At 61.5% G+C, this 21,019-nt stretch carries 20 protein-coding genes; 5 read left to right on the top strand and 15 right to left on the bottom strand.

The genetic code is table 11. The features are described from left to right. Window positions 1-90 precede the first annotated feature (90 nt). The 9 genes from KGJ62_05880 to cdaA are packed head-to-tail and all read right to left on the bottom strand — an operon-like array spanning window position 91 to window position 8,320. A complete protein-coding gene (locus KGJ62_05880) occupies window positions 91-618 on the bottom strand; it encodes a hypothetical protein (protein MDE2126100.1) in 528 nt (175 codons plus the stop codon). Window position 619: 1 nt separating this feature from the next. Next, a complete protein-coding gene (rsmG, locus tag KGJ62_05875) occupies window positions 620-1,315 on the bottom strand; it encodes a 16S rRNA (guanine(527)-N(7))-methyltransferase RsmG (GenBank protein MDE2126099.1) in 696 nt (231 codons plus the stop codon). Continuing rightward, window positions 1,312-2,427, bottom strand: coding sequence for a glycosyltransferase family 4 protein (locus tag KGJ62_05870; protein ID MDE2126098.1), 1,116 nt, complete (start codon window positions 2,425-2,427; stop codon window positions 1,312-1,314). Before KGJ62_05870 ends, rsmG begins: the two co-directional genes overlap by 4 nt. A gap of 21 nt (window positions 2,428-2,448) precedes the next feature. After that, a complete protein-coding gene (locus KGJ62_05865; GenBank protein MDE2126097.1) occupies window positions 2,449-3,441 on the bottom strand; it encodes an AAA family ATPase in 993 nt (330 codons plus the stop codon). Beyond that, the gene (locus KGJ62_05860) at window positions 3,438-4,544 is read right to left on the bottom strand and encodes a DUF4350 domain-containing protein (GenBank protein ID MDE2126096.1); all 1,107 of its coding nucleotides are present in this window, start codon (window positions 4,542-4,544) and stop codon (window positions 3,438-3,440) included. Before KGJ62_05860 ends, KGJ62_05865 begins: the two co-directional genes overlap by 4 nt. A 3-nt stretch (window positions 4,545-4,547) precedes the next feature. Then, window positions 4,548-5,336 (bottom strand): DUF4129 domain-containing protein, encoded by a 789-nt coding sequence (locus tag KGJ62_05855; protein ID MDE2126095.1) that lies wholly within the window; start codon window positions 5,334-5,336, stop codon window positions 4,548-4,550. Then, the gene (locus tag KGJ62_05850) at window positions 5,333-6,382 is read right to left on the bottom strand and encodes a hypothetical protein (protein MDE2126094.1); all 1,050 of its coding nucleotides are present in this window, start codon (window positions 6,380-6,382) and stop codon (window positions 5,333-5,335) included. Before KGJ62_05850 ends, KGJ62_05855 begins: the two co-directional genes overlap by 4 nt. Then, complete coding sequence (locus KGJ62_05845) at window positions 6,369-7,388, bottom strand: hypothetical protein (protein MDE2126093.1); 1,020 nt, start codon at window positions 7,386-7,388, stop codon at window positions 6,369-6,371. The genes KGJ62_05850 and KGJ62_05845 overlap by 14 nt, the downstream gene beginning before the upstream one ends. Next, on the bottom strand, window positions 7,385-8,320 hold the full coding sequence (gene cdaA / locus KGJ62_05840; protein ID MDE2126092.1) for a diadenylate cyclase CdaA: 936 nt from the start codon (window positions 8,318-8,320) through the stop codon (window positions 7,385-7,387). The genes KGJ62_05845 and cdaA overlap by 4 nt, the downstream gene beginning before the upstream one ends. 98 nt (window positions 8,321-8,418) lie before the next feature. On the opposite strand from cdaA, the gene KGJ62_05835 reads away from it, so the two are divergent. From KGJ62_05835 to KGJ62_05825, 3 genes are read left to right on the top strand one after another with little or no spacing between them, the layout of a single operon-like run. After that, the gene (locus tag KGJ62_05835) at window positions 8,419-10,209 is read left to right on the top strand and encodes a protein kinase (GenBank protein ID MDE2126091.1); all 1,791 of its coding nucleotides are present in this window, start codon (window positions 8,419-8,421) and stop codon (window positions 10,207-10,209) included. A 14-nt stretch (window positions 10,210-10,223) separates the two neighbouring features. Continuing rightward, on the top strand, window positions 10,224-11,045 hold the full coding sequence (locus tag KGJ62_05830) for a metallophosphoesterase (protein MDE2126090.1): 822 nt from the start codon (window positions 10,224-10,226) through the stop codon (window positions 11,043-11,045). Continuing rightward, window positions 11,042-11,740, top strand: coding sequence for a methyltransferase domain-containing protein (locus tag KGJ62_05825; protein ID MDE2126089.1), 699 nt, complete (start codon window positions 11,042-11,044; stop codon window positions 11,738-11,740). The genes KGJ62_05830 and KGJ62_05825 overlap by 4 nt, the downstream gene beginning before the upstream one ends. 9 nt (window positions 11,741-11,749) lie before the next feature. On the opposite strand, the gene KGJ62_05820 is transcribed toward KGJ62_05825, so the two are convergent. The 4 genes from KGJ62_05820 to KGJ62_05805 form a co-directional block, all read right to left on the bottom strand. Continuing rightward, window positions 11,750-12,307, bottom strand: a complete 558-nt coding sequence (locus KGJ62_05820; protein ID MDE2126088.1) for an HAD family hydrolase — start codon at window positions 12,305-12,307, stop codon at window positions 11,750-11,752. A gap of 5 nt (window positions 12,308-12,312) precedes the next feature. After that, complete coding sequence (locus tag KGJ62_05815) at window positions 12,313-13,914, bottom strand: ribonuclease J (protein ID MDE2126087.1); 1,602 nt, start codon at window positions 13,912-13,914, stop codon at window positions 12,313-12,315. Between the two features lie 74 nt (window positions 13,915-13,988). Next, window positions 13,989-14,873, bottom strand: a complete 885-nt coding sequence (gene dapA, locus KGJ62_05810; GenBank protein ID MDE2126086.1) for a 4-hydroxy-tetrahydrodipicolinate synthase — start codon at window positions 14,871-14,873, stop codon at window positions 13,989-13,991. 52 nt (window positions 14,874-14,925) lie between these two features. Beyond that, window positions 14,926-15,954, bottom strand: a complete 1,029-nt coding sequence (locus KGJ62_05805) for an aspartate-semialdehyde dehydrogenase (protein ID MDE2126085.1) — start codon at window positions 15,952-15,954, stop codon at window positions 14,926-14,928. A 131-nt stretch (window positions 15,955-16,085) separates the two neighbouring features. Between KGJ62_05805 and KGJ62_05800 the strand changes: the two genes are divergently transcribed. Then, on the top strand, window positions 16,086-16,493 hold the full coding sequence (locus KGJ62_05800) for a hypothetical protein (GenBank protein MDE2126084.1): 408 nt from the start codon (window positions 16,086-16,088) through the stop codon (window positions 16,491-16,493). Between the two features lie 140 nt (window positions 16,494-16,633). Beyond that, window positions 16,634-18,292 carry a family 20 glycosylhydrolase gene (locus tag KGJ62_05795; protein MDE2126083.1) on the top strand — a complete coding sequence of 553 codons (1,659 nt, stop codon included), beginning with the start codon at window positions 16,634-16,636 and terminating at the stop codon, window positions 18,290-18,292. On the opposite strand, the gene KGJ62_05790 is transcribed toward KGJ62_05795, so the two are convergent. Together KGJ62_05790 and KGJ62_05785 are read right to left on the bottom strand one after the other, a co-directional pair. After that, window positions 18,289-20,250 (bottom strand): acetylxylan esterase, encoded by a 1,962-nt coding sequence (locus tag KGJ62_05790; GenBank protein MDE2126082.1) that lies wholly within the window; start codon window positions 20,248-20,250, stop codon window positions 18,289-18,291. The genes KGJ62_05795 and KGJ62_05790 overlap by 4 nt on opposite strands. Before the next feature lie 2 nt (window positions 20,251-20,252). Then, window positions 20,253-20,999, bottom strand: coding sequence for a phytanoyl-CoA dioxygenase family protein (locus tag KGJ62_05785; GenBank protein MDE2126081.1), 747 nt, complete (start codon window positions 20,997-20,999; stop codon window positions 20,253-20,255). Window positions 21,000-21,019: the final 20 nt, after the last annotated feature.

Genomic DNA, 21,019 nt, shown 5'->3' with positions numbered 1-21,019 from the left:
TGGTGTGACGCAATTCACGCTATGCGGTCGGATTCCCGAACAGTTGACCGTTGTAGAATAATGACGGAGTTGCATTGCCGGAATGTTCGCTCAATTGCGGGCGGGCGGTGGCGACACCACAATATCGAGCGCGGAGAAGTGTTCGTGTCCGTGCACCTGCCACGTGTTCTCGCTCTGTATCCGCGCGAGGTAGTCGCCGGCATCCGTCAGGCGGATCGTTGCAGCGCCGGCGGATGCGGCCGACGGCGGGTAGTCCATCGTGAAGAGGTTATCGAGTACTCCGGCCGGCCCGGCCGGATCCGGCACGGGCTTTTGGTTCACAGCCTGCTCGTGAACGACAAAAAAGTGGACGCCAACGCCCTTCATCGTGCCGTGAGGAAAGGCGCTCTTCATGCTCCATTCCAGGTGAACCTGGCTGCCGGCCACCACGCGCAAAACCGGGCGAGCGTTGTAACCGCCCATCGGCGGAGTCTGATCCGTAAACGCCTGAATGCGCTGCGTACCGGAAGTGGCAATAATGGTAACGATAAAATGCTCGCGGCGGCGATGAGAAGCGGTGTGCCGCGGCACGGCTGCCAGCATCGAGGCCGCGGCCACCAGGGCCAGCAGATATCTCATATCAACCAACCTTTCCTTTGGCGCGCCGAGGTTCCGGCGTTCGGCTTCGGAACAGTGCGATGCGGCGGCAAATGTCTGTGCCCGGCAGGGTTAGTTCAATGACGCGTTGCAGGTCACCTCTCGGGCCTGTGCCGGCGCCGGCTAACTCAGCCGTGAGCCCGGGTCCCTTCCATACCGCTACCATCCCGGAGCGTTTCACCAATCCGGCAGTCGCCGTAAGTACGCGCTCCAACGGCCCGGTGGCGCGCGATACGGCCATATCGAATTGCACGGCAGTCGATCGAGGATGATCCTCAGCGCGAATATGGAGAGCCCGCGCATTTGCGATTCCCAGTGCCGATATCACAGCCTTTACGAAGTCGATCTTTTTACTGCGCGCGTCAATCAACAGGAACTCTGTTTGTGGCATGGCTATCGCGAGCAGAATCCCCGGCAGGCCGGCGCCGGTTCCGACGTCGATGACCGAGTGTGCCTGATGGAACTCGCGACACAGCCCAATCGCGAGGCAATCCAGCACGTGCAGCGTCATGTAGTCCGATTCCGGTATCCGCGTGAGGTTGGTGTGGGTGTTTGTTTCATACAGCATACGGCCAAACGTGGCGATTTGTCCTTCCGCATCCGGCGGAAGCGTGAATCCCAGTTGTATGGCAGTCCTTACGAGCGAACCGTCTGGAATTGGGACTGCAGGGTTCGTCATGTTTGTCGGCCCAATGATTGGACCTCGGCGTAGAGTAGAGCAGTATCGTGCGCCATACGCTCCACACTGTAACTTGCTTCCGCGGCCGCGCGCCCGTTGCACGCCAGCCGGCGCCGGAGGGCTGCGTCGGTGAGCAGGCGCAGCAGCGCCTCTTGCAGACTTCTGGTTGAGCCGGGTTCAAACAGTAATCCCGACCGTGGAGTTTCGACAGAGGCGACCAGGCCGCCGGTCCTTGACGCCGCGACGGCCACGCCGGATGCCATTGCCTCAAGGATGGTGAGCCCCTGGCCCTCCGACCGCGACGGCGCCACCACCACGTCTGCACCGGACAGCAGTAGCGAAGCTTCCGGAACGGGGCCTGCGAGTATCGCATGAGCATCGGCGCCGAGACTTTGACCAAGGCGTCTCAGGCGCCCATGCTCCGGCCCAGCACCGATTATCCGCAATTCGGCGGCCGGTATTCGGGATTTAACTTCTGCCCAAGCTCGAAGCAGGATGTCGAAGCCCTTTTCGCGCGCCAGTCGCCCGGCAGCAATTGCCAACGGTACGTCTGGACCGACGCCGAGCTGCTGACGACTTATCTCACGCAACTTTGGAAGATCATCGCATTCAGGAATCGGCACGCCGTTGACGACCACCCGCACCCTACCTGGCGAACGGAGTGTGCGGGCAATTGCATCGCTCACGGCAATCACGCGGCAGCACCTTCGCGCGAGTGTGCGCGCGACCAGCATCTCGGCGCCCGACGTGCTGCCCGGAACATTGTGCAGGGTCAGCACTACCTGGATGCCCGATCGACGCGCGCATCGCAGCGCCGGCAGAGCGGCGCGCAGTCCGTGAGCGTGGAGAATGTCGGCGTCCCGCGACGCGGCCACGAGGTCAGGTGGCACCGTTCCGAAACACGCGTTTCCGGGAAACGGTTCCAGAAGGATCTGCGGCAACCCTGGCGCGTTCACCGCAGTCAACGTGGCTTGGTCAGCCGCAAGCCGGCATGGTACGCCAATACCGGTCAAACCCTGTGCCAGGCGCCGCACGTGAACTGCCATACCACCGGCGGCGGGCCGAAGCAGATGAATGACGGAGGGGAGGCGGCTGGCGTCGTCTTGAGGCATTGCGTGGCCTGCCTGGGCCGTCTACCTCGGAACCGGTACGGATGCTAGCAGCTCCGAGATGACTGCGTCGGGCGTGACGCCGTCTAACTCTGCGTCGGGATCGATCAACAGCCGATGGCGCATGAGCGGTAATGCGACGCGCTTCACGTCATCCGGGGTGGCGAATTGGATGCCACGCATCGCGGCGCTTGCCCTTACTGCGTGGAGCATCAGTACCGCTGCGCGTGGGCTGGCGCCCAGCATCGTCTTTGGATGCTCCCGCGTGGAACGAACCAGCTGAGCGATGTAACGGCAGATATCGTCGGAGACCAGTACGCGGTCCACCTCGGCACGGCACGCGGCAAGCTCGGTCTCTCCCGCAACTCTCCTCAAGCCGACGGCGTCCAGAACGTCTGCTCTAAACCCGTCGCGCACGCGGTCCAGCAAAATGCACTCGTCCGCTTCGCTCGGATAATCAACCTTGATTTTCAGAAGGAAGCGGTCCAGTTGTGCCTCGGGCAGCGGATAGGTGCCTTCGAATTCGATGGGATTCTGCGTGGCGCATACCATGAAGAATTCGCCGAGGTGGTGCACAACGCCATCCGCAGTCACGTGACGCTCCTCCATAGCCTCCAGCAGCGCAGATTGCGTCCGTGGCGGCGTTCGGTTGATCTCGTCTGCCAGAATCAATGAGGCAAACAGCGGACCTGGACGAAATCGGAACGTCCCCGCAGCCTGATCGTAGATGGAGGATCCGAGAACGTCTGCCGGCATCAGGTCGGGTGTAAACTGGATACGCCCGAACGAGAGACCCAGGCAGCGGGCCAGCACGCGGACGGCAAGAGTCTTGGCGACTCCGGGCGGTCCCTCTACCAACACATGCCCACGAGCGAGCAGCGCGATCAGTAAGCTGTCGAGTAGTTCGTCCTGAGCGACGAGCGCGCGATGCGCCTCCTGGCGGATCGCGGCGCAGACCACTGCCACGGAAACGGATCGCTGTTCAGCTTCGGGATCGATGTCGTCGATGGCCGTCATGCGTCAGTCCCTTTCTTCCAGCGCGTATGCAGCATCCGTGCGTGCTCCAACAGGCCGATCTGCGGCTCGTCGGCCGCAGATCCGCCCGATGCCGGATTCTGCTGGAAATAGTATGCGTTCAGTGCCGACAGCGCCCATGCTTGCGCGTGGCAGCGCTGGTACCAGCGGGCAAGCTCCTCGAGGTAATCCGTGGCAGCTCCCTCTGCTCGAGGGGTGACCGCGCCCACCGGCGGTATACAGAACTGAGCGCTAGCCAGGGAGAACAGGCCGAGAACGACGAGCGCAACGGCGAGGTACTTCAGCCACGGCGGTGCCAACCTCCACATTCCGACTTCAGGTAATGGCGAAGTTCTGCCGCTCTGATGGTGATACTCGTCAAAAAGTATGCGCGATGTTCGCGTGTAATTCAGTACGCGTCCGCTGCTCACGAGCAGAACCGCGTTATTCGCTTCGGCGATCGTACGGTTTGAGATGATTCCGCCATCCGCCACTGCCATGGTACGGCCTTTTCCCGATCTTGCGGTGGCTACGAGTACGCCGCCGGTGTCCACGTAAATCGGCGTCCAGGCGGAGTGTGGCGACAATTCGAGCCGGCTTGCAGAGGCCGGCGCCAGCGGGCCGAAGCGGAAGGTATCGATCACGGGTCTCACCGGCCCACCGGAGTCGTACCCGGCTCCGGCAGCCAGTTGCAAACCTGCCGGCATCGAGGCCAGGAGCGCGGCCGAGCCGCGCCGTGATAAGAACGCGACGAGCGTACCGCCATTTCGTACCCACCGACTCAGATCTTGTTCCTCCTGCATCGTGATTGGCTGCTGGATAGGTAGTGTTACAAGAAGCACTGCTGCGGTGCTCTGATGAAGTTTGGAGAATCCGGCGTTCCAGGTGCCTACGCGATAGCCTTCGGCACGCATCAGTTCGTAGGCTGCTTTAACACCCGCCGGCGTGGCGCTACCAACCGAGGGCGCTGCCGCGTTGGACGGCGTCGCTACGGCACGGTCCAGGGCAAGTCGAAACAGACCGAAGGCTGCGCACACGGCGGTCAACACGCATACCGATGCGAGCTGCGACGGCGCCGGACCGGATGAGTGCCTTGTGGTCGTCAACGGTCAGGCGTCCACCGGCACGTGTGGCTGAATTATCCGGCTGCATTCCGAAATACACGCCGCCACCTGGTCTGCGTGCGTAACTGCGCTGCCATACCAGATCCGTTCGAACTGTGCCGTCTGCCTGGATAGAGGCGTTGAGATGGATGCGGGAAGCAGCGGAGTGAGGCGCAAAACGGCCTCAACGTTGGTCCATCCGTCAGAAAGGCCACACCCCGCCGCTCGTGCGGATAGTCCCAGCAAGGCGAGGTAAGCTTCGCGGAATGCGCCGCGATACTCGCCGTTTCTAGCCAGGTCGCGCGCTGTTTCGAGGTGCGATTCCGGAGTTGCGGCTGCAGGCGCCCGCTTTACCTCAACCGGTGGGAACCGGCCGGCGCGCGTGCGCCGAGTGCGGTTGGTGAGAGCGGCCCGTATGCTTGGCCATAACTTGAGGAGGAGCCAAACCGCTACGCCGAACGTGGTAAGCACTATCAGCCACTGCAGCCCAGGCGTTGACGGTATCCTCCATCCCGGCCCGAACGCCGGAGCCAACCGTAGGCGCCGGAGCCAGGGTGCGTGCTGGGCAAACCAATCGGCAAAGCCCTTTACACGGCGATTGAGGTCGCTCTCTTTGAGAGGTCCGGTGTGGAAGGCGTGTGACGACAGAATCGCATGCAAATCCTGGTGAATGCGCTGTGGAGTTTGCGCCGCCGCGCCGAGCGGCACCGCCATCCAGGTCACCAGCCATATCGGCGCCAGGCGCCAGACACACCGTGATATCGGCGTGCCGACTCGAATCTGCAGCGCCGTCAAGCCGCGCTGTCCTGGCTCGAAGTGGCGCCGGCAAACATAACGCTGACGGGCGCATCCGCTTCACCCGGCATCAGCTGCCAGCCTTCGCGGATCCGGCGCGTCTCGATATAGATGAGTGCGGTTGCAAGCAACCAGTACGGCTGTACCAGAAGGGCAACACCCAAGTCGGCGAAACCACTGAGCGCCATGAGGGAAGATCCGCTCCAACCGAGCAACTGCGCCAACGAGTGGATGGCGCTAAGCAGCAGGACTTGAATCAGTAGTGAGATGAGTATAGCAATAGCTACCGTCGCTGTTGCCGCATATCTTCCGGCCTGTTGGGAAATCCGTTCATTTCGTCCGAGATCGATCGGTTTCCGCGGATGCTCCACAGCCATTATCGCTGGCAAGAACGCAAACAGGGTGGTGTAGATCCATGCGGCAGCCCACACCGTGGTCACGATCCAGACAAAGTAAAACGGCACAACGAACACGGTAACCAGGGCAGGAGCCGGCCTATGACTCACCGGTGCCATAACGCCAAGCACCACTGTTACGAATGCGGTTGCACATGCCGCTGTTACGAATGCGGTTGCACATGCCGCGGATGCGGTTACAAACAGTCCGAGGGTTGCGGCTAGCGCTGATGCCGGCAGGCTCACCGAACTGCGCTTCAGAACGTGCGTTAGGTCTACTTCCTGGAGATTCAGTTTCTGGACGATGCCGATTGTCACCGGCACCATAGCCATGGTAAGCGCCGCCCAATTGATCAAGCCGGGAAACAGTCCGTTGGGACTCCCGGCAAGGAAGACGTCGGCGATGAAGCGCGTCAGCCGGCCCGCGTCGTTCAAACCGCCTTGAGCGAATTGGTGCTGGATTGGCGTGATGCCATATGCCGTGATAAGGTTACTGGCCACCATCGCCGGAACATAGAAAACGGCAACTGCCGGCGCCAGCCAGCGTAACTCAGATCGATGCAGCTCAAACGCGGTATCAAGAATGCGCGTGGTTGAGATGCCGGGCCGGCGGCGCCGCCTGGCTCGTGGTGGGCGCTTAGTGGTTGCCAATGTTAGGGAGTTGTGGCTGTTGAATAGTTGGTTGGGACTTCGGAGGCGTTACTGCGGCAACGGTAGCATTAAGTATAACCGAGTGAACCGGTTTGCCGGTCAGGTCGAGCACAGTCACGCCGGCTGGTGCAGCAAGCCCGACAGAGATTGAGCGCGTGGCCGTTTCGCTGTGGAGGGCGACCGGCATCGTGGTGATCGTGAAGATGGTGTCGAGCACTTCCGGCCTGCCGGTGATCTTGACGGTAGGTGGCGTTACGGCCAGTCCGGCAAGGTGGTTCGGTGGCGTCGGCAGGTCGATGATATTGGGGCTTACGGGCACAGTCTTGGAGTATGGCTCGGCGACCAATGGCACCACAACCCGCACACTGGGTGGGCTGAGCGCAACATTCTCCACCGGATCGTTATCGATATCTCTGGGCGTCACCGCAAAGTCACCGTCGATTTGGGCGCCGGGTTCAGACGGCTCGGCATATACAACCAGTTGTTCGATTCGATCGACACGGTCGGCGCGGCCGGCGATGGTAACGCGCTGGGGTGTCGCCCGGTACGGGCCGTATCGAAATCCGGCGGGTGGGTCCGATGGAAACTGAACGCGGACCAGCATCGTTCGAACGCGCGGCGGGTAGACCTGAATGCGCATCGTGGCTACCGGCGGATCGATCGACAGGTCCGTAGGCCGCGCATGAAGCCACGCCGGCAGCACGTAGGCAAGCCGTATCAATTGCGTTGTCGTGCCGCGCGACGTTATGCCGGTGAGGTCGCCAACGGCCTGAACGTCTCCATCCTTCAGCCGGTCTACTACCGATTTGCGTCCCGTAACGGTAATTCCAATCTGCTGTACGTCGCTCTGTACGTCCACATTCGGCGGCTTCTTCTGCTGCACCACGGTAGCTACCAGTGTCCGTGTGACGGTCGGGTCGCGCTCCTGTTGTACATAGTAGAAGAGCATTACGGAAGCCAGGAGCGAGAACAGTTTGAGGCCAATGTTCTGTCGCAAGCGGATCATCGGTGGCCAGCTCCGGCGTGCGGTCGGTCGGCCGGCGCGTCGTCCTCCTCTGGGCGTGGCTGCGCGTGCCGTCGGGCGACCTTGCGCAGGCTTACGACCGAGGGCAGCCGGTCTTGAGGCGAAAGGAGGGCGTCAAGACGGCGCCGAAGCGAGTCGCCACGCAGGCCGCGAATCAGCTTGCCGCCAACTGCCAAGGATATCGTACCGGTCTCTTCCGACACAATAGCCACAACAGCATCACTGTTCTCGGACATACCTAAAGCGGCCTTGTGACGCGTGTGGAAAGCCGCATCCAGCCGAGGGCGGTCTGTAAGCGGCAGAATGCAGCCGGCAGCGGCGATCCGCCCGGCTTTGATGACCACTGCGCCGTCATGCAGTGGCGTGCCTTTGTGGAAAATGGTTTCCACTATCGCGGGCGATACCGCGCAATCCAGTGGCGTTCCCGATGCGATGATCTCGTCCAATCCGGTGGTACGAGCAAACACGACCAAACCGCCCGTTTTGCTATCGCTGAGCCCGGTAAGCGCCGATACCACCGCCTCAATGGCGTTGTCATCGGGGCTGTTGCGGTGCAATCCCATGCCCCAGAACCTGGGGCCGAACTCCTCCAGGGCATGGCGCAATTCGGGGTAAAAGAGAATAACAAGTGCAACGGGCCCCAACGGAAGCACCTGGTGCAGCAGCCAGTTGAGTGTGTTGAGTTGCAGCTTCTCGCTGACGAACAGGGCCAGCACCAGGGTCAACAGACCACCGAGGATCTGCATGGCCCGCGAACCGCGCACGAGTAAAAGCAGGCGGTAGATGAGCCATGCCACCACCAGTACGTCGAGTGCGCCGGCCCACGTGACCAGACCGCGCATTGCGGAGAGAAGCGGATGAAGTCCCATGATCGTGCTGAGCGCGGTTTCGTTCCCGGGTAACGGCGCACCCACCTCGGCACGCTTGTCCAGTATATCATACGCTCCTGCCGGGGTGGCTGGGTTCGGTAATACCGCGTTCCGAGCACAGCTCACGCGCGAATCGGCGTATAATGACAACCGGCCCTGTGAGCCAGTCTCTAGGGTGTGAGTCGTTGTGCGCCTGCATTCAGGCGCTCCACCAGACGGAGTACGGAGTGGCGGATCTCTTTCGCGGAAAATATCGTATCATTCGCGAGCTTGCACGAAGCAACGATATTGTCTACGAGGGGCTAGACGTAACACTTGGCCGCAGAATTGCAATCAAAGAGCTCAACATCGCACCCACCCTTGCCGGGCAAGCGCGACGCGACCGGATTGAGCGGTTTCATCGCGAGGCACGAGCAGCCGGCCGACTGAGTCACCCGAACATCGTTTCGGTATATGACTACGGCGAAGAACATGGCCGCTATTTTATTGCGATGGAGTTCCTGGACGGCCAGTCGCTGCGCGAACGTCTCCAGACCCAGGGCGCCGTTCCTATTCTGGACGCGATCGCGATCATGCGTCAGGTGCTCGACGCGCTGCAGTATGCGCACGCGCACCGCGTAGTGCATCGCGATATCAAGCCTGACAACATTCAGCTTTTGCCTGGCAGTCACGTTAAGCTTACGGATTTCGGCATCGCCAGGCTGGTCGAAGAGCCAAACATGACGAATGCCGGCCAGGTTTATGGAACGCCAAGTTACATGTCGCCAGAGCAGATTACCGGTGGCGCAATCGACGCGCGGTCCGACCTGTTTTCGGCCGGCGTGGTGCTGTACGAGATGTTAAGCGGACATAAGCCATTTCTGGGCGATTCCGTGGTCTCAATCACGTGGTCCGTGATGAACAGTGAGCCGGCGCAGATGCGCGGGGTTCCGGGCCCGCTCGACTCCGTTGCTCGCCGTGCAATGTCCAAACCGGTGGAGGCGCGGTATCGCTCCGCGGAGGAGATGAACGCGGCCTTGAATGAGGCCGAAGCGGCGATCTCGGGACGATGGTTGACGCCGCCGGTTGAACCCAGCATGGGGCATCCCGGCTTGCCGCTCCCCTCAACGCCGTTTCCCATGACTTCCGCGCCGCCGCCACCTATTACCAGTGGCCAAACGGTGTTGGCATTTAATGCCCAGCCGGCGGCGCGCCGGCGACGCAAACCACTCCGCCTCAGTCCGGCGGCGCGGCTCATACTCATTTGTCTCGCCGCGGGCGCTGCCATCGCGCTGCTGTTATCGTTCGGTGTGCTTGGTGTGGTGAACGGATACTCCGAGTACGCGCAGAGCTCGCTTCTGACCCGTGCCCGGGTCGCGATACAGCGCGGGGACTCAGCATATAACGAGGGAAGATATACAGCAGCTGCAAAGTTGTTCGAAAAGGCGCTCCGCGAGGATCCGCCGCAGCCGGATCGGAGTATCGTCACCGCGAACCTCTATAACACGTACCTGCAGCTAGCCATGCATGCCGACCAGGCGGCCCAGCTGGATGCGGCCGCAGGATGGTGTCGCAAGGCGATCGCGCTTAACGGCGCCGCCGCCAACGCGCACGTGGAGTACGCACGTGTGCTGACGGAACTTGGTCAGACCAGCAACGCCGATCAGGAACGGACGCAGGCAGGTTCGCAAAGCGGTGTGTCGGTTCCAGCCCGTGTCGACGAAAGCCCCTCCTCCGACGCTACCGGCGCAGTCGGCGATGGATACGTAGAACAGCAACGGTTGCAAGCTCAGCAGTTGATTCGGGCGGGCGACGCACTGCAGCAACAGGGCGACACCGATGGCGCCCGCGCCAAATGGCTCCAGGCAATCGCTTTGGCACCGGGCACGCCGGAGCGCGACGCCGCACAGCAGCGCCTGGACCAGACTGCCGGGCAGGAGCAGATACCGCAGTAGACCCTCGTTTTAGCATGACGAACTCCTCGGCCCGCACAATTCATCGCATCAATATCGGTCGTCGGATCTCCTATCCCGTGGAGGTTACCGAGCACACGGTTCGGCTGGAAGGCATCAGCGAGGCGTGGGTTGGGGCAACCATTGCCCAGATTACGGATATCCATGCCGGATTCGCTCGACTGGAATCGGTGTACGATACGGTGGTACGGCTGGTATGCAGTCGCCGGCCAACCGTGATCCTGTTCACGGGCGACTTCGTGAACGACAGTCGGCCCGGTAACAGCTTCCGTATTCGGGAGCTGCTGAGCCGGTTCAGCGCGCCGTGTGGCTTGTTCGGCAGCCCCGGCAACCACGACCACCGGCGAGGCTGGCAGGCAACGCTTGAAGATGTGGAGGCAGCCGGCGTACGCATCCTCTGCAACGCCAATGTACGGCTGCCGGGCGGCCTCTGGTTGGCTGGTATTGATGATCTTGATGATGGCAAGCCGGATTTGGAGGCGACTTTACGAGGCATAGAAACGGGCGAGCCTGCCGTTCTGATGTCGCACAACCCGCGTACTATCGAGCGCGTTGGGGATCGGCCGCTGCTGGTGCTCAGCGGCCACACGCATGGGGGCCAATTCCGCCTGCCATTTCCCACGCCCGGTATGGTCTGCCGCTGGCACCTGAACTGCAGGCAGGTTGCCGGTTGGTATACAAACGGCCGCGCTCAGGCGTACGTCTCGAGAGGCGTCGGAGTAACGGGGCAGCCATTTCGCATCAACTGTCCGGCGGAAGTCGCATTCTTTACGCTCGCTCCGTCGGTTCCGCAAACGGCGACTTCCGGTTCGGCGTGAGCGGCAACTCGAGCGCCGGCGCATATCCGCCGGCCGGTGCACCTTATCGGTTCTTTGAGGTGTGTGTTGACGGCCGCGATTGGCGGTTGAGAGGAGTGCTGGATCAGGCAGCTCTGCTGGAGGCCTCCGGTCGGTTCAAGTCGGTGCCGTACGGGCTGCTGCTTTGGCCGTCTGCTGTTGCATTGGCCGAGCTTCTCGCTTCGGAGGCGGATCTCCTGGCGGGCGCCCGCGTATTGGAATTGGGCTGCGGTCTGGGCTTGCCTGGTCTCACGGCTTTGGCCGCCGGCGCATCGGTAACACTGAGCGATCACGAGCCCGCTGCCATTGAGTTGGCGCTCGAAAACGCGGCGCTCAACGGCCTTCCCCGGCCCAATGTGCTTGTCGCCGACTGGGCGGACTGGCCGACCGGCGCCAGTTACGATCTGGTTGTTGCTGCCGACGTGCTGTACGAGCGCGCCGCGGGTCCCGCGCTTCTAGACGTGGTGGGTCGAACCGTCGCCTTGGGCGGAGCCTTCATTGCCGCGGATCCGGAACGCCCGCAGGCGCTGGAGTGGTTCGCTCGTGCTGAGCGTGCTGGATGGGAAGCAGAGATCGTTGGATTCCGGTCAGCTTCAGTGCCCGACGAACCGACTCCGCGCCGAATCAGCCTGCTGAAACTGGAGAGGCGGTCAACCTCGTGCGATGCGGCCGGCTGAACGGACGGCCTACAACCGCGCTTCGGAGGAGTCGGTTACGAGTGCCTTTACAGCCTCGTATAGCGAGGTGAATACGTGGTCCGGCGCGGGAGTGCAATCGTTGGCGGCGCCGTCGCTAGGGCCTATCAGCACCGTCGTGCAGCCGACAGCGGCTCCCGCGGCAATATCCCGCGGCGAGTCACCAATCATTAAGCAATTATTCAGACGCACGCCCGCCTTCTCCGCGCCACAGACCAGCATGCCGGGAAGCGGCTTTCTGCACGTGCAGTCGTCGCCGTCCTGGTGCTCACAAGCGTAGATGGCATCCAGGCGCGCACCGGCTTCGTCCAGCCGTCGCGTCAATTCAAGGTGGATTGCCGCAAGCATCGTGCTGGTGAGTGCTCCGCGCGCAACCCCAGCCTGGTTTGTTACCACAATAGCTGGGATCGCGTTGTCGTTCAGGCGCCGTATGGCTTCCGCGGCCCCTGGAAGCAGTTGGACTTCATGGATGCGAACGATATAGGCGCCCGTTTCCGGCATCACCACCCCGTCGCGGTCCAGAAACACGGCCGCCGGCCAATCCGGCACCGCCGTTAAACCTCCATCACCACGGGCACCACCACGGGCCTCTTGTTGGTGCGTCGCCTCAGAAAGCGCGCAACGGTATCTTGAACGGCCAGCAGGGCGATATCACGGTCCGTCTCATCGGCCGTAGACAACTCCGCAAGCGCCTCCACAACCTTCTGTCGCGCCTCCTCGAAAAGCGCCACGCTCTCCAACTCGGTAAGAAAGCCACGCGATAAAATGTCGGGGCCCGCAAGTATCTCGCCAGTGGCTCGGTCAATGCTCACCGTAACCACCACGGTGCCGTCTTGCGAGAGGTGCCGCCGGTCTCGCAGGACAACATCGCTGATTTCGGCCGCGCTGGTGCTGTCAACCAACACGCTTCCGGTCTGTGCGGGTGATGGTTCCATATGCACTCCGTCGTCGTTCACAACGAGCATTTGACCGGTTTCAAAAGTCACAATCTGGTCTTCCTCATAACCCATCTCAATCGCCATATCCCGGAAGGCGTGATAGTGGCGCGGCTCTCCATGGTACGGCGCTACATAGTGCGCGCGTACCAGATTGATCATCATCTTCAACTCTTCCTGGTACCCGTGCCCGGAGACGTGCACGTTCTGCACCTGATCATAGATGACATTGGCGCCGCGACGGAACAGGCGGTTGACAACCCGCCATACCATATCCTCATTGCCGGGAATCGGTGTGGATGAGAGGATGATCGTGTCGGTTGGATCGATATGAATGCGCGTATTGTCGTCGCGACTCATTCGCGTGAGTCCGGCAAGCGGCTCGCCCTGGCTGCCCGTTGTGCAGATTACGATTTCGCCCGGATGGTGCTGGTTGATGTCCTCCGGCTTGATGCGATCGGAGTCCTCGAAGCGGATGAAACCGAGCTGGCGCGCGATGTCCACATTCTGGACCATGCTCCGGCCATATACAGCCACTTTGCGGCCATATCGGTGCGCCACGTTGAAAACCGTTTGCAGGCGATGAAGGTTCGAGCCGAAGGTCGCCACGATGATACGTCCACGCGAGTCGCGGATATACCGGTCGAACACAGGCACCAGGCTCTGCTCCGAGGGGCTCCAGCCCTTCCGCTCCACGTTCACGCTGTCGCTGATCAGCAGCCGGACGCCTTGATCGCCGAAACGCGCGAACGCCGACAAATCGGTAAGCCGACCGTCGATCGGCGATGCGTCCAGCTTGAAGTCACTGGTGTGCACCACGATGCCCGCTGGGGAGCCTATAGCGAGGCTGACGGCATCAGGAAGCGAATGGGTCACGTGTATGGCCGTAACCTGAAGTTCGCCCAGGATCACCGGATCGGCGCCGAACTCGATGAGGGTGGACGCCGAGGCAAGGCCGTGCTCCGAAAGCTTTCCCCGTGCCATTCCCAGGGTGAGCGCCGTTCCATAGATCGGCGCCTGGATCTGCCTTAACACGTAAGGGAGTGCGCCGATGTGATCCTCATGGCCGTGGGTTAGACAGATTCCGCGCACATGCTCGCGATTTTCAGCCAGCCATGATATATCCGGAATGATGAGGTCTACGCCCGGGAACTCATCGTTGCCAAACATCACGCCGGCATCTACCAACACGATAGTCTCGCCGTACACAAAGGCGAGCATGTTTTTGCCAACTTCGCCGCTGCCGCCCAGCGAGAGAACCCGCAACGCGCCGTCGTTCGGTAATCCGGTGATACTCAAAGTACGGCGCTCTCACGCGCCATGGCGGATCCACGGGCAGTGAGGGCGGCAGCCATTACAGCCGCCTCATCAGGCGTTGCCTGTACCAGCGGCGGGCGCACACCGCCGCCAGGCAGACCCATCATTCGCAGGCCCGCTTTCAAAGGTACAGGGCTCGGCGTGCTGGGTTGAAAACATGCCTGTACCAGCGGCAGCAGGCTATGGTGAATGCGTGTTGCGCGCGCTGCGTCTCGTTCGAACCATGCTTGCACCATCTCGGCCGTTTCAACGCCTGCCAGGTGGGCCGTGACACTGACCACACCGACACCACCGATCGACAGGATTGGCAGCGTCATTCCGTCGTCACCGCTGTAGATGGCGAACGCTGTTGGCGCGCCGGCAGCGATCTCGGAAATCTGCATGAGATTGCCCGATGCCTCCTTGATCGCCACGATATTTGGAACGTCGCGTGCCAGACGCAGTGTTGTGTCCGCAGTAAGATTCTGCGCCGTTCGAGACGGGACGTTATACAGAATGCACGGCGTATGAGGCACCGATTGCGCGATGGCCGCAAAATGGGAATACATCCCGGCTTGCGATGGCTTGTTGTATGGCGGCACCACTAACAGAAGTCCGTCCACGCCGGCGTCCACTGCCTCGCGCGAGAGCTCAATACTCTCGGCCGTATTATTGGTTCCGGTGCCCGCTATTACCGGTTTGCCCTTTGCGCAGCCGGCCACACGCCGAAACATGGCTACCTTCTCGCTGTGCGAAAGCGCCGGCGACTCGCCGGTAGTACCGCAAACCACCAGCCCGTGCGAACCACTGGTCAGAAGGTGAGTAACCAGTGTATCAACACCGGGCCAGTCGATGGCGCCATCCGATGCGAATGGTGTGACCATGGCTGTAATCACTTGGCCGAACGGTGGTTCTGTCACGGTGGTCTCCCCGAGGTCAGCTCAGCACGGGTGCTTGCGCCATCCAGTGCTCAGCGATCTGGACGGCGTTGAGTGCGGCGCCTTTGAGTATCTGGTCTCCGGAGACAAACATCTCGATCGCGTTGTGGTTGGAGAGGTCGTCTCGCAACCGTCCAACCAGAACGTCGCCGCGGCCGGTGGCTTCAACCGGCATCGGAAAGTGGTTCGCAGCGCGGTCATCGATGAGGGCCAGGCCGGGGCTATTCGTTATTGCCTGTCGAATCGCCGGCAAGTTCGGGCGCATTCCATCGGCGAATTCGAGATTGATGCTTTCGGAGTGAGCACGCAATACCGGTACTCGAACGCACGTGGCCGAGATGCGAACCGAGTCATCGTGGAGAATCTTTCTCGTCTCCCGAATCATTTTGCGCTCCTCGTCGTTGTAGCCTGTCTCGTCAACGGGCGTGTTGTGCGAGAAGAGGTTAAAGGCGATCGGCCATGGGAAGACGCGCGGCACGATGGGGCGGTCGTGGATCGTTTCGTGGGTTTGATCCAGCAGCTCCTGCATGGCTTGGGCGCCCGCGCCACTTGCCGCCTGGTAGGTGCTAACAACAACGCGCCGTATCGGGGCCAGCCGAATCAGCGGCGCTATCGCCATCAGCAGGAGAATGGTGGAGCAGTTCGGATTAGCCACGATGCCGCGGCTTGCCGCGATGTCGGCGGCATTGATCTCCGGCACAACCAACGGCACGTCTTCGTCCATGCGAAATGCCGAGGAGTTATCGATCACGATTGCGCCGGCACGCACTGCGGCGGGAGCAAAGGTTCGGCTCCTCGTTGCGCCCGCAGAAAAAAAGGCGATATCGACGTCGGCAAATGCGTTCGCATCCAGCAGCGATACGGGCAATATCCGGCTGCCGAATGCCAGCGACCGGCCGGCGGAGCGCTCGGATGCGAGGAGCGTCAGGGACTCAAGAGGAAATGCACGCTCCTCCAGCAGGCGCATCAACTCGGTGCCGACGGCTCCAGTAGCTCCTGCAATTGCAACGCGCCATCTCTTTGTCAACGGCTCTCTTCATCCTCCCGCGCATGTTCCGGCTTATTCTACCCGCCGTACTGGAGCCGCGCCTCACCGCACCGTGGTGGAAGTTGCGCTACAATGATGTAAGGTAGTGGGTCTCGGCGAGAGGTGTACGGATGCTGAAGCGATCACTCGGCTTGTTAACTCTGGCGCTGGCATGCGCGCTTCTGGCAGGATGCGGGGCTGCTGCCAGCCTGTTCAGCTCGCCATCGCCGTTTGTGGGTACCTGGTCGGGCGCCTTCACCGAGTCCAGTGCGAGCCGAACGGGTACGCTTTCAATGACGGTGACAAAAGCCGGGCTCGTGGCGGGCATACTTACGACAAACGCCAATGTCACAGGACCCGTTACCGGCCAGATCGTGGGTAGCGGCGCCGCGACGATTACGATGGCTCTGCCAAACGATAAGTTCACGTGTAAGGGCGGCGTGAATATAAACGCCCTTATGCAGCTAAAGGGCACATTCACCGACACCGGCGGCTCACAGGCTTCGGGGGTATCGCAGATCACACTCTCGAAGCAGTAGCGGAGCCGGGTTGGCTGCCCGGCCATTCTATCGCACGAGCCATGTTGACTTTTCTGCTTTTTGCCGTCCTGGCTTCTGCGCGCATACCGAAGCTGGTTCCTTGGCCGACGCATGTCGTGATTCAAGGAGCGCCGCTTGCGTTGCGTTTGCCGGTTTCCGTGCAGACCACCGATCGCCGGCTGATACCGCTCGCTCGAGTGCTGTCAGGCGAACTTGAACGTGGCTTCGGCATGCCGAGCCGCGTTTCGCCGCGGATCTCCGGTTCCGGCGTTATCTGCCTGCGTCTGGTATCCGGCATGGCGCGAGACAGTTACTCGATACGTACGACCGATCGCGTAGTTGTATCCGCCGGCACGTACGATGATGTTGCGGAAGGTACGGTCACGGTTCTACAGGCTCTGATGCGTGTTGGTCACGGCCTGCTGGCGCCACGCATGCAGGTAACCGACTTTCCCGGCACACGCTATCGAGGCCTGATGCTGGATGTGGCCCGCAAGTACCACACCATAGACTGCATTAAACAGTGTGTGGAGCTCTGTCGATTCTACAAGGTGCGCTTTCTGCGGCTGCACCTCAGCGACGACCACCTCTTTATGTTTCCTTCGGCCGCATTCCCGCAGCTTGGGCGCTCCAATGCCGAGTTCGTACGCTTCGATCCGCCATCGCGAGACGGACCGATTCCTCCGTATACAGCCCAGCAACTGGAAGGTCTGGAACGGTACAGCCGTGATCGTGGTGTCGCGATTGTGCCGGAGATTGACGTGCCGGGACACGCGGGACGAATGGTTTCAGATGCTCCGGATATCTTTGGCGTTCCGGGCGGTGGCAGTTCAACGGTTGATATCGCCAGCCGTAAGACGGAAGCGGCTGTGATAACGCTGATGAACGAGGAGATGGCGATATTCCGGTCATCACCCTATATCAGCGTCGGCGGTGATGAGGCATGGCTTGGTGGCCTGGAGAAAGCGCCCGGATTCGCATCGGCCATACGGCGCGCCCATGTACGATCGCCCGAAGGTCTCTACCGGAAGTTTATCGTGGACCTCAACCTGGCGGCAAATGCGCACAAAAAGCAGATGCTGGTCTATGAGGAAGCCTGGCGCCCGGGCCTCAGTTACGCTCTCCCACTCGACGCCATTTGTGTGGAGTGGACCCTGGACAGCAATCCGGAAAACATGCTTCGGAGCGGCGCGCAGGTTGTAAACGGATCATGGACGCCGCTCTACATCGTCCGGGAAAACAAACGGTCGGCGCGTTTCATCTACCACTGGAGCGTCAATCAGTTCGGTTACCAGCCGCCATATTTTCAGGGCAAGTGGATCACCGCGCAAACCGGTCCACGGTTACTGGGCGCCGAGATGCTCTCGTGGGAGAACCCCGACTGCGCCGAAATACAGGCGTTACGGACCCGGCTGGCCGCAATGGCGGAAAGGCTGTGGGCCAGTAACCAGCCGGCGCGAACGTACCACGCGTTCCGTTCGCGTCTGGCGCACACCGACCGGCTGCTGGAGCGCCTGATCCACAACGTCACGATCCGCGGCTCCGGCACGTTCCGCGGCGATGAGAACCGCTTTCAGGGCAGGCTCGTTATCCGCATGACCAATCGCATCCCGGGTTCGGTGACTCGGTACAACCTCAACAACCGGCTGCCGACGGCTGCCTCGAAGGTCTACACGCAGCCATTGACGATTACCCACTCCGTGTGGGTGCGGGCCGCAGCGTTTACGTCCGCCGGTCGCAGGATAGGGCCGGTCTCCGGTGCCTGGTACCACGCGGTCGCCTCCGGCTCACCGGGCTAGTCGCGCTGAAGTCGGTTCCACGCGTCGACGTCGGGAAGATCAAAGTGCTGAAGCGCGCCGGGCAGTATCAAGCTGTAGATGTCGAACTCATCGTAGAAGCGGCTGCCCACCCACTCCGACCAGGATGCTCGCGGTCCGGCTACGGTTACTGCCGTTATCCGTTGATCTAGAAGGGCGGCCAACCGGCCGTAACTACCGTGTCCGCCATGTGCGTAAACCGATATCCTGGGGTTAGTCAAGCCGGGCCACTGTTCCAGCAAATCCAGCGCGCGCAGCACATCCCAAACTCGCAGCGAGACGAGATCGTCGTCCAACCACAACAGGTCGTCAGCCAGTTTATGTATAGTGCCATAAAAGCCATGGATTGGCGCGGCATTGATTGGCCGTGGCTCCAGTCCTCCAACGCCGGAGGTGTCAAGCACAAATACGCCATCGCCCGCCTCGCAGCGACTTCGGATCCAGTCGCCGTGTGAGGAAATGCCCTTCACGCCGCCATCCCATAGCGCCAGCACGATTTCGTCTGTATGGCTCGCGGCAGTTTCGCTTTTCAGCATACAGCCGTGCCCGCACAGTTCCGGCTGACTCCACCACATCGCATACTGGGCGGCAAGCTGCTGCGATTCTACATGGTCATAGAATCTCGGATTCAGCGGCGCCAATGACCGGAAGCGTTCAACTCGCTGCCTGAGCCAGGATGTCGCGATCCCGCGAGCTTCGTCGTCGCCCGCCCGCTGTCGGAGCGCGGTCGCCAACACATCCGACGTCTCTTCCCATACGAACCGGCATCCAGGAAAAGCAGCCTGCACCTGCCCGGTTTCGGTGCACCACAACTGTTCGGGCGGTAGTGTGGCGGTTTTGGCTGGTGGCGCCGGCTCCGCCGACCGATGCAGAAGGTGGCGCGAGAAGAAGTCCGCCGCCGCCTGGGCAAGTACCGGCGAGTAGCAGTGTCCACAGGTGTCTTCAACGAGCTGCACGCATGACTCGCGGTCAAATAGCTTCCAGATTCTCCGGCATCGCTCTACCGATGAGCGCGTGCCCTCAATGGGGAAGAAATCTTGAGTAACTGCCAGCACGCAGACCGGCTTGGGCGCCATGGCCAGAATCACATCTTCGTGATCGAATCCGCGCGCCGTAAACCCTTGCCAAATCTGCTCGGCATCCTGAGCGCCGCCCACCAGCTGATAGCTGCGCCGACTGTTCAGGAACGTGCCTGGCGCTGCCGCGGCAATGCGCGGGTCACCCATCATCATGAGCGATGTCTGAGTACCTCCGCCGGAGTTGCCGGTCACACCGATCCTTGCGCCGTCTACCTCGGGTCGCGAGAGCAGGTAGTCGATGCCCCGCATGGAGTCATGCAGGAAATAGCGTGCCAGACCCTGGCCAAGCGGTATCAACTGTGCGCCTGCGTGATCATGGTCCGGACAGCAGCTGCTTACAACTTCCCGCCTGAGCTGCGCGTCGTAATAGCTGAAGCGCTCGCCCTGGCCGATTGGATCCTGCGCCAGCACGATGAATCCGGCACACGCCAGGTAGCGGCAGACGCGCTGGTATTCCGGCTCGTGCTTTGCGCGGCTGCAGTGGCCACACAGGAACTGGATGGCCGGCGCCGGATGCGGACGGTCTTCCGGAAGATAGAGGTTTGCCGTAACGTGGTGACCGGGTCGCGACTCAAAGATCACTTTTTCAATCTTCAGCCAGCCTTCGTCCAGTTCACCCACCGTACGCGCGTTCAACCGTCCGCCTGTCTCCGGGAGACCTCCAAATCCCGCGACGAGCGCCTCGCGAATTGCTCGACTGCGCGCCTCTACGGCATCGGCTGAATCGAGCGCGTCGCGCTCGGCGTCACCGGCGTCGAAGGCTGCGCGCGAACGGTTGTAGATGTGCTGCTTTAACTGATCGCGCACATCGTAGAACCAGTCACCGGGTGATCGCCGGGAGAGTTGTTCGAGGTCTGCCATGTTTACCGGACGCATCCTTCCAGAGTCTCGCCTGCCACGTGAGCATAGACCGGCCCTGGGCCATCGCCCGTATATCGCGAGTCGGCAGACATAAACGACAGAACCATGGCGCGGCGCCAGTGGGACGAAGTGTTTGGGGCCGTGTAGTGGGGCAGCAGCGAGTGGAAAAACAGTCCGCTGCCCGCCGGCATCGGTACCGCGACGCCCATCGCCGGGTCGATGAGACCATCTTCAATCACGTAATCATCGCAGACCGCCTGGTGCGCCAGCGGCCCACGCATGTGTTGGCCCGGTAGAACCACCATGCAGCCATTCTCCGTTGTAGCGTCATCCAGCGCAAGCCAGAGCGAACAGAGCGCCATCGGCTGAATTGGCCAGTATGGTGAGTCCTGGTGCCAGCCCTTTGCGCTCCCAACGGAGGGCGGCTTGAGGAGCAGCGAGTTCCGAAAGAGCTTCAGATTTGGACCTAGCAGCGCTTTGACCACATCGAGGATCGCACCGTGAGCGGTCAGCGCCCGGAAGAGCGGATCGTTAACGGCCAGGCCATCGATCTTACGGATGGCGTGCGCTCTGCTGGCTGCTCGTCGTTCGCCGCGCTCAACGCGCGGCTCAACCTGCATTACAATACCGTTCGGGACGGCTTCGGCATGAATCAGCTCATCGACACGCTCGCGCAGTTCGGCGCACATTTCAGCCGAAACAAGCGCGTCCATAACCAGATACCCATCGTTTGCGTACCGCGCACGCATGTCGTCATTCACGGTTAGGC

The organism is Armatimonadota bacterium (genome assembly GCA_028871815.1).
GTDB lineage: Bacteria > Armatimonadota > Chthonomonadetes > Chthonomonadales > Chthonomonadaceae > REEB205.
Note: the sequence above shows the minus strand (reverse complement) of the source record. Positions and strands in the feature narration are given on the sequence as shown.

Coding starts and splice junctions, on each gene's coding strand:
- KGJ62_05880 (MDE2126100.1), bottom strand. CDS start 618: ATGAGATATCTGCTGGCCCTGGTGGCCGCGGCCTCGATGCTGGCAGCC.
- rsmG (MDE2126099.1), bottom strand. CDS start 1,315: ATGACGAACCCTGCAGTCCCAATTCCAGACGGTTCGCTCGTAAGGACT.
- KGJ62_05870 (MDE2126098.1), bottom strand. CDS start 2,427: ATGCCTCAAGACGACGCCAGCCGCCTCCCCTCCGTCATTCATCTGCTT.
- KGJ62_05865 (MDE2126097.1), bottom strand. CDS start 3,441: ATGACGGCCATCGACGACATCGATCCCGAAGCTGAACAGCGATCCGTT.
- KGJ62_05845 (MDE2126093.1), bottom strand. CDS start 7,388: ATGATCCGCTTGCGACAGAACATTGGCCTCAAACTGTTCTCGCTCCTG.
- KGJ62_05835 (MDE2126091.1), top strand. CDS start 8,419: ATGACAACCGGCCCTGTGAGCCAGTCTCTAGGGTGTGAGTCGTTGTGC.
- KGJ62_05830 (MDE2126090.1), top strand. CDS start 10,224: ATGACGAACTCCTCGGCCCGCACAATTCATCGCATCAATATCGGTCGT.
- KGJ62_05815 (MDE2126087.1), bottom strand. CDS start 13,914: ATGCTCGCCTTTGTGTACGGCGAGACTATCGTGTTGGTAGATGCCGGC.
- dapA (MDE2126086.1), bottom strand. CDS start 14,873: ATGGTCACACCATTCGCATCGGATGGCGCCATCGACTGGCCCGGTGTT.
- KGJ62_05800 (MDE2126084.1), top strand. CDS start 16,086: ATGCTGAAGCGATCACTCGGCTTGTTAACTCTGGCGCTGGCATGCGCG.
- KGJ62_05790 (MDE2126082.1), bottom strand. CDS start 20,250: ATGGCAGACCTCGAACAACTCTCCCGGCGATCACCCGGTGACTGGTTC.
- KGJ62_05785 (MDE2126081.1), bottom strand. CDS start 20,999: ATGCGTGCGCGGTACGCAAACGATGGGTATCTGGTTATGGACGCGCTT.